The following is an 11,901-nucleotide window of genomic DNA, read 5'->3' on the forward strand; positions in this document are numbered from 1 at the left end:
GGCGCATGTTCACGCAGCGCAACCTGCCGGTCACAGTCTTCGCGGTGGCCTCGGCCCTGCAGCGCTATCCCGAGATCGTTTCGTCGATGCAGGAGGCCGGCTGGGAGATCGCCACCCACGGCCTGAAATGGATCGACTATCGCGACGCCCCGGCCGAGCTCGAGCGCGAGCACATCGCCGAGGCCRTCCGCATCCAGACGCAGCTCGCMGGGGAGCGCCCGCTCGGCTGCTATCAGGGCCGGACCTCGRYCAACACSATTCCGCTGACGATGGAGGAAGGCGGCTTCCTCTACACCGCCGACATCTATGCCGACGAACTGCCCTATTGGCTGCAAGGCCCGCACGGCCCGCAGCTCGCSGTGCCCTATACGCTCGACGCCAACGACATGCGCTTYGCCACRCCSCAGGGCTTCAACAGCGGCGAGCAGTTCTTCGCCTATCTCAAGGAYWSSTTCGACACGCTCTATGCCGAGGGCGAGACCGCGCCGAAGATGATGTCGGTCGGCCTGCATTGCCGCCTCGTTGGCCGGCCAGGCCGCGCCGCGGCGCTCGCCCGCTTCCTCGACTACGTCCAGAGCCATGACAGGGTTTGGGTCGCGACGAGGCTCGACATCGCCCGCCATTGGATCAGGACGCACCCGCCGGAGGGCGGYTAYSWRCCCTCGCGKYTGCCGCAGGCGCTGTTCACCGAGGTCTATGGCCGGGTCTGGGAGCATTCGCCCTGGATCGCGCAGGAGACCCATGCGGCCGGGCTCTCCCCGGTGCAGGACACGGCCGAAGAGCTGCACAAAGCGATGGTCGCGGTGCTGCGCAAGGCCCCGCGCGAGCGGCAGAAGGCGCTGCTCGACGCCCATCCCGACCTTGCCGGCAAGATCGCCGCCGCCGGCGAGCTGACGCCGGAATCGGCCAGCGAGCAGGGCTCGGCCGGGCTCGACCGGCTGACCTCGGACGAACGCGCCCGCTTCACCGCTCTGAACGAGGCCTACAAGGCGAGGTTCGGCATCCCCTTCATCCTCGCGGTCAAGGGACTGAGCAAGGCCGACATCCTCGCCTCGTTCGAAGCGCGGCTGACCAGCACGCCGGAGCAGGAGTTCGCCACCGCCCTCGCCGAGGTCGAAAAGATCGCACTCATCAGGCTCAAGGAAATGCTGCCCGCTGGCTAGGACTTGTTCGTCCGCTTGCGCCCTTCCGGATCGACCATGCGCGCCAGCCACCAGGTCGTTCCGGTCGGGTCCTTGACTCCGCCGCGGCGATCGCCGTCGCCCTTCTCTTCCGGCGCCTGGATCAGCGCGCCGCCGGCCGCCACCGCCTTCGCGATCAGGGCGTCAGGATCTTCGACATAGACATGGACATGACACTCCGGCCCGCCCGGCGCCTGCCCGAGCATCACGATCGAATCGTCGATCCTGAACTCGGCATGCATGATCCCGCCATCCTCGCGCCGCGCGACGAAGCTGGGGTCCGCCCCGAACACCGCCTTGGCGAAGGCGAGCGCCTGCTCGGCATCGGCGACGAGGAGATAGGGCGAGACGGCGTTGTGCCCGTTAGGCTTGTGCATGGCGTCCTCCTGGCTTGGCACGCACCGTCGGAAAGACGGGTCAGTTCCGCTTCTGACGCCATCTCTATGCATCATCCCAGACAAGCCGCGTCAGCGGCGCAGCTCCGGAATGACGAAAAAGTCGAGGGCGTCACAACCCGCTGACCAGATGCCCGCCATCGACCGCGACCACCGCGCCGGTCATGTAGCGTCCGGCCTCCGAGGAGAGCAGCAGCAGCGGCCCGTCGAGATCGTCGAGCTCGCCGGGCCGGCGCATCGGGATGCGCTTCTTCAGCGCCTCGCCGGCCTCGCCCGCAAAGAACTCGCGATTGATGTCGGTGACGATATAACCCGGCGCCAGCGCATTGACCCTGATCTGATGCCGCGCCCATTCCAGCGCCAGCGCCTTGGTCATCTGGATCAGCCCGGCCTTCGAGATCGCATAGGGCGCGACGCTCGCAGACACCCGCTCGCCGAGGATCGAGGCGATGTTGACGATCGCCCCGCCGCCTGCCTGCTCGGCCATGATTTTCGCCGCTGCCTGCGCGACGAAGAAGCAGCCTTTCAGATTGACGTCGAGCTGAGCATCCCACTGCGCCTCGCTCACCGAAAGCGCCCGTTCGCTCTCGGCGACGCCGGCATTGTTGACGAGCACGTCGAGCCCACCGAGCAGGCTGGCAGCCTCGGTGACACCCGTTTCGATCGCGGAGACAGAACTGACATCGAGCGCCAGCGGAACGACGCGGCCGGGCAGCCCTTCGCACTCGCGCGCCAGTTCCTGTAGCCGCTCGGTCCGGCGCGCTGCGGCGGCGACATGCGCGCCCTTCCCTGCCAGCAGCCGGGCAAAATGCGCGCCGAGTCCGGAGGACGCGCCGGTCACCAGCATCCGCTTGCCGTTGAGATCATCGAACATCCGGCGCGCCTCCTTGCAGGCGGAGGGGACAATGCCGCGCAGCAGCGGTCAACCTCGCCGCAGCGGAACCCCGCCCCCGCCCGGGCGTTCCCTGCCGAGGACCATCAGGACGGGGGATTTCCCATGTTTCGCATTCTGCTGGTGATCGCGGTCATCGCGATCGGCTACGACGCCATCGTCCACCAGGGCGCCTACACCCGTGACCTCTGGTACAAGGCGGTCGGTGCGACCGAACGCGTCGTCGATCAGGCCAAGCGAGTTGGCGAACGGAAGCCTGACGAGGCGCCGCGTTCGCAGACCAACTGATCTACTGCCGTCATTCCGGGGCAAGCCAGAGGCTTGAGCCCGGAACCCAGAAATAATGCCACATTCGGATAAGGTTCTTCGTTTCCCGCGCTCAGTTTAAAACGCGTCTCGGTTCTGGATTCCGGGCTCGCTGCTACGCAGCACCCCGGAATGACGAGCCAGATCTCAGGCCGCCTCGCGCGCCAGCGCCGCCCGCTCGACCTCTCCGGCGATCGCGTCGAGCAGCGCCGTCTCGTCGCCTGCCAGCCCCTCCATCGCCGCCATGCGGGCGAGCACGGTCGCGGCGACCTTCTCCTCCACGGTATCCTCGGCATAGGCGTAGAAGATCGTCGCGTGCTGGCCGTCGCGATGGCAGCGGCCCTCGATCTGCTGGAGCTGGATCGCGCTGTGGCGCAGATCATGGACGACGAGTGCGCGCTCGCGCTCTCCACCCGGCATCTCGGCCCGATGCAGCGAGATCGACTCGGTCACGGTGAAGACGACGGCGTCGAGCTTGCCCATCTGGAAGGCGATCCGCGTCGCTTCGTTGGCTTCACCGGAATACTCGCCGGTGATCGAGCCGACGCGCCAGCCTTTGCCTGACAGCTTCTCGGCCAGCATCGCGCCAGTTTCGAGGAAGGCCACGGAGATCGCGACCTGCTCGTCATTCTCCAGCAGGTCCTGGCAGAACTCGGCCGTGCCGGCGGTGCGCAGCAGGCTCGCCTTCTGGCGGAAGCGCAAATCGGCCGCCCAGCCGGCGGGCTTGCGGGTCGATCCCCCTGCGAGGCCGAGCTCGCGCCGGAATTCGCGCCAGGTCGCGTCGTAGAGCTTGCGCTCGGCGCTATCGAGCGCGACGGGGGCGAGTTCGCGCTGCACCTCCGGCCAGCCGGCAATCTCCTCCGGCCGGCGCCTGAGCCCGATGGCGTTGCCGCCCCGATAGAGCAGGTCCGCCATTACGCGCCGATCGCTCTCGTTCGGCTCCCAGCTCCAGTTCTTCCAGCGCCCCTTGGCCCTGCCCATCTTCAGGCGCTTCATCAGCGCCCGGAACCCGTCGAGATCGGCGCCGGGCGCGCCCGTCGCCTCGCTGAGCAACCGCGCCAGATAGGAGAGCTCATGCGGCGCCTGCCCAGCGGTGGCGCTCATATAGATCGTGAATTGCGCGGCAGCCGCCATCTGCCGGCAGACCAGCCCCTGCTGCGAGTTCGGATTGCGGATGCGGTGGGCTTCGTCGATCACCACCAGCGGCCAGACCCGCTTCGGCGTACCGAGCTTGGCGAGTTCGTTGTTCTTCGCCCGGGTCGAGCGTTTGCTGCTGGCCGGTGGCGGCGCGAGCAACGACTTCGTCCGCTCGAAATTCATCAGGGTGAGTTTTTTCGCCGGCAGGCCGGCATGGGCGATGGTACGCCGCCATTGCGGGATCGCGCCCTTCGGGCAGATCACCAGCACCTCCTGCTCCGGCATTGCGGAGATGGCGAGCCAGGCCGAGAGCGTCTTGCCGAGCCCGGTCAGATCGCCGAGCAGGAAGCCCCGCTTGCCCGCCGCCCGCGCCGCCAGGATCGCATCACCAGCCACGAGCTGGTGCGGATGCGGCACCATGATCTCGGGCGTTTCGCTCTTTATTGGAACGCTCATGCCTGCCGGGCCTCGGGAGCCGGAGCTCGCTCGGTCGCCATCGCCGCCAGCACATCGGCGTGCTGCAGTTCCTCGATCAGCACGCCGAGGAAATTCGTCACCACCTTGGGCAGCGCCCGGCCCGACATCGTCTGGATCTGCAGGCTGCGCGGCGGCAGGTCGCCATCCCTCAGCGGCAGCGCCACCACCGAGCCATCACGGATCGAAGCGCCGAAGGTAATCGAGCTTGCGAACATCACGGCACCACCGAGTTTGCAGAAATGGCGCAGGCTCGCGACATTGGTCGAGGTCAGCACGGCGTCGACGGTCAGGCCGCGCGCCGAGAAATAGATGTCGACGATCTTGCGCACCGTCGCCTCGCTGTCGAGCACCGCGACCGGGTGGGCGAAGATGTCCTCGACCCTGACCGCGTCCTTGCCTGCCAGCGGGTGATGCGGCGCGACGAAGGCATAGGTCCGCGCCGCGCATTGCCAGTTGATGGTGACGCCGCGCTCCTGCTGCAGCACGAAGGTCAGTCCCAGATCGATCGTGCCGGTGCGGACATGCTCGGTGACGACCTGCGGCGACATCACCTTGACGTCGAAGGCGACATCCGGGTGCTGCTGGCGAAAGGCATAGATCACCTCGGGGATGAAGCTGACGGCGAAGCCCTCGGTGACACCGAGCCTGATCAACCCCTTGCTGGCGCCGCGCAGTTCGCGGATCTCGCTGACGACCTGCTCGCTCTCCAGCTCAAGCCGCTGCGCATAGGCCGCGAGCGTCTGCCCGGCCTGGGTCAGGATCATGCCGTGCGAGCGCCGCTCGAACAGGGCTGCGTCCAGCTCCTTTTCGAGATTGGCGATCTGGCGGCTGACGGCCGAGCCAGCGACGCGCAGCCGCTGCGCCGCGGCGCTGATCGAGCCGGTTCGCACCACCGCCAGGAAATACCGCAAGGCCGGAGTCTGCATGGGCGTGCAGTAGCCGCCCCTTGCCGTCTCGGCAACGATCCTTTCGATTCATTCTTATGGCGGCAAGCACGAAGCTGTGCAGAGTTTGTGTCGCTGGCGTGACGGTGGCCCATGGCTGCCCGCCGAAAGAAACAAGCGACAACGCTGTGAGGGGAAAACATGCGCTTCTTCGACAAGGCCTCGACGGCCCTGGCCGCAACCATTCTGGCTGCGACCGCTCTGGCGACGCCCGCCTTCGCCCAGAAGGCCGCCAACACCGTCCGCTTCGCCTATGACCAGGCGCCGGAAAGCGTCGATCCGTTCTTCAACAATGTCCGCATCGGCGTGATCATCGGCGCCAATGTCTGGGACACGCTGATCTACCGCGACCCCGCCACCAACGAGTACAAGGGCCAGCTCGCCAAGAGCTGGAAGCAGGTCGACGACAAGACCATCGACTTCGAACTGCGCGAGGGCGTGAAGTTCCACAATGGCGAGGAATTCGACGCCGACGACGTCGTCTACACGCTGAACTTCATCTCCAAGACCGAGAACAAGGTCGTCACCCAGGGCAACGTCAACTGGATCGCCAAGGCCGAGAAGCTCGACAAGTACAAGGTCCGGCTGACCACCAAGGAGATCTTCCCGGCCGCGATCGAGTATCTCGCCGGCCCGGTCGTGATCCACCCGAACGAGTATTACGAGAAGGGCGGCCCCAAGGGCCAGAACGAGAAGCCGGTCGGCTCGGGCCCGTACAAGGTCACGAACTATGTGCCGGGCAAGTCGATCACGCTCGAGCTCAACAAGGACTACTTCAAGGATTCGCCGAAGCCGCAGCCGAAGGTCGGCAAGTTCGAGATCCGTTTCATCCCCGACCGTCAGACCCAGATGGCCGAAATGCTCTCGGGCGGCGCCGACCTGATCATGCACGTGCCGAAGGATCAGGCCGACCAGCTCCAGACGGTGCCGACGCTGCAGGTCGTCTCCGGCGAGACGATGCGCATCGTCTTCATGCAGATGAACATCCAGGACGGCACGCCAGCCCCCGCCCTCAAGGACGAGCGCGTCCGCAAGGCGATCATCCACGCCATCGACCGCGAGGCGATGGTCAAGAACATCGTCGGTACCGGCTCGCGTGTCATCAACACGATCTGCTTCCCCTCGCAATTCGGCTGCACCGACGAGGGCGCGGCGCGCTACCCTTACGACCCGGGCAAGGCCAAGGCGCTGCTGGCGGAAGCCGGCCATCCCAGCCTGACCATGGACATCGTCGCCTATCGCGAACGCAACCAGACCGAGGCCCTGATCGGCTATCTCCAGGCCGTCGGCATCAAGACCAATCTGCGCTTCCTGCAATACGCCGCGATGCGCGAGCAGATCGCTACCAACAAGGCGATGCTGACGCACCAGACCTGGGGTTCGTTCTCGGTCAACGACGTCTCGGCCGCGACGCCGAACTACTTCGCCTTCCGCAGCGAAGACATCACCCGCGATGCGGCCGTCCGCGACCTCCTGGAGAAGGGCAACAACTCGGTCGATCCGGCGGTGCGCAAGGAGGCCTACAAGGCCGGCCTGAAGATCATCGCCGACAAGGCCTATGCCGTGCCGCTCTATTCGCTGCCGGTCTACTACGTCGCCAACAAGGACCTGAACTTCAAGGCCTATCCGGACGAGCTCGTCCGCTTCTGGGAGATGGGCTGGAAGTAAGCCTTCCTGCGTCTCTCAACGGTCATCCCGGACAGGCCGCGTCAGCGACGCCGATCCGGGATGCCCCCTTAGAATCCAGAACTGAAGGAAGCCCCGGTGCTCGGCTTCATCGTCAAACGGCTCGGCCTGGCGCTGCTCGTCGCGCTCGCTGTCTCGGCCATTGCCTTCTTCCTGCTGCGCCTCTCCGGTGACATCGCGGTCGCGATCGCCGGCGAGGGCGCGCAGCAGGCCGATCTCGACGTCATCCGCAAGACCTACGGGCTCGATCGTCCGCTCGTCGTCCAGTACCTCGACTGGCTGCTGAAGACGCTCTCGGGCGATTTCGGCACCTCGATCTACTTCAAGACCGACGTCGCCTCGCTGGTCTTCGCCAAGCTGCCGGTGACGCTGATCCTCGGTGTTTCCTCGCTCGCCTTCGCGCTGGCGATCTCGATCCCGCTCGGCGTGCTCGCCGCGATCTACGCCAATAGCTGGATCGACCGGCTGGCGCTCGCCATCGCCGTCTTCGGCCAGGCGATGCCGAACTTCTTCTTCGCGCTGATCCTGGTGATGCTGTTCTCGATCACGCTGCGCTGGCTGCCCGTCTCCGGCTCAGGCAGCTGGCTGCATTACGTCATGCCGACGATCGCGCTCGGCTACTATACGGCGCCGGCCTTCATGCGCCTGATCCGCGCCGGCATGATCGAGGTCCTCTCGGCCGATTACATCCGCACCGCCCGCGCCAAGGGGCTCTCCTCCCATGCCGTCGTCATCACCCACGCGCTGCGCAATGCCGCTGTTCCTGTGGTCGCGCTGACCGCGGTCCAGCTCGGCTTCCTGCTCGGCGGCTCGGTGGTGATCGAGACGATCTTCGCGCTCGATGGCCTCGGCTACCTCGCCTATCAGAGCATCACCTACAAGGATTTCCCGGTTATGCAGGTCATCGTCCTGCTGCTCTCGGTCGTCTACGTCCTGCTGACGCTGCTGGCCGACATCGCCAATGCCTGGCTCGATCCGCGCATCCGGGTATCCTGACATGAGCGACGCGACCTCCCTCCCCCTTGCGGCCAGCGACGTCACCGGCGGGCGCCGCCTGCTGCGCCGGGCGCTGGCCCAGAAGTCCTTCCTCTTCGGCTTCGGGCTGCTGCTGCTGTTCGTGGTGCTGGCTTTGCTCGCCCCGCTGCTGGCGCCGCACGATCCCTATCTGCAGAACCTGACGGCGCGGAACGTCCCGCCCTTCTGGTACGACAAGGGCAACTGGATTCATCCGCTCGGCACCGACCCGCTCGGGCGTGACTATCTCTCGCGCCTGCTCTACGGCGCCCGCATCTCGCTGATCATCGGCATCAGCGTCGTCGCCATCGCCGGGCTGATCGGCACGACGATGGGCCTGCTCGCCGGCTATTTCGGCGGCCGTATCGACATGGCCGTGACCTTCATGGTCACCACGCGCCTCGCCATGCCGGTGATCCTGGTGGCGCTCGCCGTGGTCGCCATCATCGGCTCCTCCCTCTGGATCGTCATCCTGGTGCTCGGCCTGCTGAAGTGGGATCGCTTCGCCGTAGTGATGCGCAGCGCGACGCAGCAGGTCCGCTCGCTCGACTACATCACGGCGGCGCAAGCCTCCGGCGCGAGCACGACCCGCATCATCCTGCGCGAGGTCCTGCCCAACATCGCCCCGCATCTGATCGTGGTCGCGACGCTGGAGGCGGCGAGCGCCATCCTGCTCGAAGCCGCCCTCTCTTTCCTCGGCCTCGGCGTGCAGCCGCCGCTGCCCTCCTGGGGCCTGATGGTCTCCGAGGCCAAGGCCTACATGTTCTTCTCGTTCTGGCTGATCGCCCTGCCCGGCACGGCGCTCGCTCTGCTGATTTTCGCGATCAACCTCGCCGGCGATGGCCTGCGCGACGTGATCTCGCCCGAAAAGCGCAACTGATTATCTGACGGAGTGACCATCATGACCCGCGCCAAGGCAATCGCCCATGCGCTCGACTATTTCGATACCGGCAGCTTCAAGAGCGACCTGTCGCGGCTGATCGCCATGCCGACCGAGAGCCAGAATCCCGAGCGCGCCCCGGTGCTCACCGAGTATCTGGAAAAGGAAATGCAGCCGCTGCTGGAGAGCCTCGGCTTCTCCTGCCAGACGCTGAACCACCCCAAGGCCAAGGGCCCCTTCCTCTTTGCTCAGCGCATCGAGGCTGAAGGCCTGCCGACAATCTTCGGCTACGGCCATGGCGACGTCATTCGCGGCCTCGACGCGCAATGGGCGGAAGGCCTCTCGCCCTGGACCCTCACCGAGCGCGGCGACCGCTGGTATGGCCGCGGCGTCGTCGACAACAAGGGCCAGCACCTGATCAACATCAGCGCGCTGAAATCCGTGCTCGAGACGCGCGGCGGCACGCTCGGCTTCAACGTCAAATACCTGATCGAGATGGGCGAGGAATGCGGTTCGCCCGGCCTGCGCGAGCTCTGCACCGAGCAGAAGGAGCTGTTCAAGTCGGACGTGCTGATCGCCTCCGACGGACCGCGCCTCAATGCCGAGCGCCCGACTATCTTCCTGGGCGCCCGCGGCGGCGTCACCTTCGACCTCACCATCAACGCTCGCGAAGGCGGCCACCATTCCGGCAACTGGGGCGGCATCCTGTCCGACCCGGCGATCCAGCTCGCACATGCCATCGCCTCGATCACCTCGCCGACAGGGCAAATCCGCATCCATGAATGGGTGCCGAAGGAATTGCCGGCAGCCGTGCGCAAGGCGCTCGCCGATTGCGAGATCGACGGCGGCCCCGACGGCCCGACCATCGATCGCAAATGGGGCGAGCCCGGCCTGTCGCCGGCCGAGCAGGTTTTTGGCTGGTGCTCCTTCGACGTGCTGGCGATGAAGTCTGGCGTGCCGGAAACGCCGGTCAATGCCGTGCCGCCGAGCGCCTGGGCCCGCTGCGCGCTTCGCTTCGTCGTCGGTATCGATCCGGACGACGTCATGCCGGCACTGCGCCGCCATTTCGACCGCCATGGCTTCGGCATGGTCGAGATCACCAAGGCGCGCGATGCGGTCTTCAACGCGACGCGGCTCGATCCCGATGATCCGTGGGTCGAATGGGCGCTGGCCTCGCTCCAGAAGAGCACCAACAAGAAGCCGGCGCTTCTGCCCAATCTCGGCGGCGGCCTGCCCAACGACATCTTCGCCGATATCGTCGGCATGCGTACGATCTGGGTGCCGCATTCCTATCCCGGCTGCTCGCAGCACGCCCCGAACGAGCACGTCCCGATCGCGATCCCGCGCGAGGCGCTGGGCCTGATGGCCGGGCTCTACTGGGATCTCGGCGAGAGCGACCGCCCGGCGCTTTGAGGCGCGACGGTCTTCGGGCCGCCCTCGTCATACTCACGATCGAAGACGGCAGCGTCCGGACGCTGCCGTTCCAGGCTCTCGCGATAGCGCAGGCAGCCTCGCAGGAATTTCGGCCAGGGCGGCACGGCGATCTCCGGGTCGATCCGCTCCGGTAAAAGCCCCCAGAGCTGGGGATGGTGCCAGCACAGATCGTGCCCTGATGAATCGCGATGCGCGCGGATGCCGGCGCGCAGCCGCTTGACCTCGGCCACAAGCTGCTCCGGCGTCATGTCGGTGAGATCGTCATCCATCATGATGCTCTCCCCTATTGGCGGCGCTCCTGCGGCTCGCGCGGATCGCGCGCCGGCGGCAGGTCGATCGGCGTCGCCGGCGGGCCTTCAGGCGGCGCGTTCGGCGGCAGCTCCGGCGGCGGATCGTTCGGGATGCCGTTTGGCTCATTGTACGGCGGATTCTCGATCGGCGGCGCCGGCAACACCTCGCCCGGATTCATCGGCGGTAGCTCCGGCGGCGGTGTCGGGCTGGTCGGCACGCCGCCTGGCGGTCCGCCGGCTTGGTGAGTGGCTGTCATCGCGTCATCCTCTTAATCTCCGAGGAAACGCCTGCGCTCCGCAAAGGTTCGGTCCGGCCTCAGACCGCCGCAATGGCTGAGGGGGAGAACCGCACCAGCTTCAGCAGATCGGATTCGTCGATGCAGATCAGCGTTTCAATGGTCGGGTTCGCGGCTTTTGCCCAGCTCGCTGCGGCAAGCCCTTCGCATGCCCAGACGCCTGACCTGCTCGCTTGCAATGGCCCCTTCGCCCGCGACGCTGACGAAGCAGCTCTGATCAAGGCTTTCGGTACCGGAAACGTCCAGCGCGCCCGGATCGAGATCGGCGAAGGCGAGAAGGCCACCGGCGCCATCCTCTTTCCCAAGGACAGGAAGCGCCGGCTCGAACTGATCTGGCGCAACGGCAAGCAGCGGCGCGGGCCCAGCACGATCTATGTCCGCCAGGGCTCGGCCTGGGCGGTGGCGGGGCCGGCGGGCGAGCGCCTCGCCATCGGCAGCGCCCTCACCGCTGTCGAGGCCGCCAACGGCAAACCCTTCAGCATCCTCGGCTTCGACTGGGACTATTCCGGCACCGCCGCCAACTGGCAGGGCGGCAAGCTCGAAAAAGCTTTCGGCGGCTGCAAGCTGACGATCCGCTTCGGCTATCCTGAGCGCGCCGACGCCAAGGCGCTCGACCGGCTCTCGGGCGACAAGGAATTCTCGTCCGCCAATCCGGATATGCGCCAGGTCAAGCCGACCGCCTACGAGATCCTGCTCTCCTGGCCGGACTGAGCTTTCGGCTCACTCCTCGTCTTCCCTTGCGCGCCCTGTCTCGACGAGGATCTCTCGTTTTCCGGCGTGGTTGGCGGGGCCGACGATGCCCTCGTTCTCCATCCGCTCCATGATCGAGGCGGCGCGGTTGTAGCCGATCTGCAGCCGGCGCTGGATGTAGGAGGTCGAGGCCTTCTTGTCGCGCAGGACCACCGCGACCGCCTGCTCATAGGGGTCGTCGCTCTCGGCGCCCATCGCGCTCTTGTCGAAGACCGCGCC

The 11,901-nt window shown here is 66.5% G+C and carries 14 protein-coding genes; 7 read left to right on the forward strand and 7 right to left on the reverse strand.

What is annotated here, in order from left to right:
- Window positions 1–1,163, forward strand: a 1,163-nt coding sequence (gene uraD, locus AC1DS0_RS30555; protein WP_476817954.1) for a 2-oxo-4-hydroxy-4-carboxy-5-ureidoimidazoline decarboxylase, incomplete at its 5' end; no start/stop codon positions are given.
- Here uraD and AC1DS0_RS30560 read toward each other — a convergent pair.
- On the reverse strand, window positions 1,160–1,558 hold the full coding sequence (locus AC1DS0_RS30560; RefSeq protein ID WP_476817955.1) for a VOC family protein: 399 nt from the start codon (window positions 1,556–1,558) through the stop codon (window positions 1,160–1,162). The genes uraD and AC1DS0_RS30560 overlap by 4 nt on opposite strands.
- Before the next feature lie 130 nt (window positions 1,559–1,688).
- Entirely contained in the window at window positions 1,689–2,450 is a 762-nt protein-coding gene (locus AC1DS0_RS30565) for an SDR family NAD(P)-dependent oxidoreductase (protein WP_476817956.1), read from the reverse strand.
- A 123-nt stretch (window positions 2,451–2,573) separates the two neighbouring features.
- On the opposite strand from AC1DS0_RS30565, the gene AC1DS0_RS30570 reads away from it, so the two are divergent.
- On the forward strand, window positions 2,574–2,756 hold the full coding sequence (locus tag AC1DS0_RS30570) for a hypothetical protein (RefSeq protein ID WP_476817957.1): 183 nt from the start codon (window positions 2,574–2,576) through the stop codon (window positions 2,754–2,756).
- 165 nt (window positions 2,757–2,921) lie between these two features.
- Here AC1DS0_RS30570 and AC1DS0_RS30575 read toward each other — a convergent pair whose 3' ends face one another.
- Both AC1DS0_RS30575 and AC1DS0_RS30580 read right to left on the reverse strand, forming a co-directional pair.
- Entirely contained in the window at window positions 2,922–4,367 is a 1,446-nt protein-coding gene (locus AC1DS0_RS30575) for an SNF2-related protein (protein ID WP_476817958.1), read from the reverse strand.
- Window positions 4,364–5,314 (reverse strand): LysR family transcriptional regulator, encoded by a 951-nt coding sequence (locus AC1DS0_RS30580; protein WP_476817959.1) that lies wholly within the window; start codon window positions 5,312–5,314, stop codon window positions 4,364–4,366. The genes AC1DS0_RS30575 and AC1DS0_RS30580 overlap by 4 nt, the downstream gene beginning before the upstream one ends.
- 159 nt (window positions 5,315–5,473) lie before the next feature.
- Between AC1DS0_RS30580 and AC1DS0_RS30585 the strand changes: the two genes are divergently transcribed.
- The 4 genes from AC1DS0_RS30585 (at window position 5,474) to AC1DS0_RS30600 (ending at window position 10,325) form a co-directional block, all read left to right on the forward strand.
- Window positions 5,474–7,000, forward strand: a complete 1,527-nt coding sequence (locus AC1DS0_RS30585) for an ABC transporter substrate-binding protein (protein WP_476817960.1) — start codon at window positions 5,474–5,476, stop codon at window positions 6,998–7,000.
- A gap of 96 nt (window positions 7,001–7,096) precedes the next feature.
- On the forward strand, window positions 7,097–8,014 hold the full coding sequence (locus AC1DS0_RS30590; protein WP_476817961.1) for an ABC transporter permease: 918 nt from the start codon (window positions 7,097–7,099) through the stop codon (window positions 8,012–8,014).
- Between the two features lies 1 nt (window position 8,015).
- A complete protein-coding gene (locus AC1DS0_RS30595) occupies window positions 8,016–8,912 on the forward strand; it encodes an ABC transporter permease (protein ID WP_476817962.1) in 897 nt (298 codons plus the stop codon).
- 21 nt (window positions 8,913–8,933) lie between these two features.
- Window positions 8,934–10,325 carry a M20 family metallopeptidase gene (locus AC1DS0_RS30600; protein WP_476817963.1) on the forward strand — a complete coding sequence of 464 codons (1,392 nt, stop codon included), beginning with the start codon at window positions 8,934–8,936 and terminating at the stop codon, window positions 10,323–10,325.
- On the opposite strand, the gene AC1DS0_RS30605 is transcribed toward AC1DS0_RS30600, so the two are convergent.
- Both AC1DS0_RS30605 and AC1DS0_RS30610 read right to left on the reverse strand, forming a co-directional pair.
- A complete protein-coding gene (locus tag AC1DS0_RS30605) occupies window positions 10,286–10,615 on the reverse strand; it encodes a hypothetical protein (protein WP_476817966.1) in 330 nt (109 codons plus the stop codon). The genes AC1DS0_RS30600 and AC1DS0_RS30605 overlap by 40 nt on opposite strands.
- A gap of 14 nt (window positions 10,616–10,629) precedes the next feature.
- Entirely contained in the window at window positions 10,630–10,893 is a 264-nt protein-coding gene (locus AC1DS0_RS30610) for a hypothetical protein (protein WP_476817964.1), read from the reverse strand.
- A gap of 120 nt (window positions 10,894–11,013) precedes the next feature.
- Between AC1DS0_RS30610 and AC1DS0_RS30615 the strand changes: the two genes are divergently transcribed.
- Entirely contained in the window at window positions 11,014–11,643 is a 630-nt protein-coding gene (locus AC1DS0_RS30615; protein WP_476817965.1) for a hypothetical protein, read from the forward strand.
- Between the two features lie 9 nt (window positions 11,644–11,652).
- On the opposite strand, the gene AC1DS0_RS30620 is transcribed toward AC1DS0_RS30615, so the two are convergent.
- Window positions 11,653–11,901 (reverse strand): DNA translocase FtsK (locus AC1DS0_RS30620; RefSeq protein WP_476817846.1); only part of this gene is annotated, 249 nt, incomplete at its 5' end.

This window comes from Allobosea sp. P4_H5 (assembly GCF_056400825.1).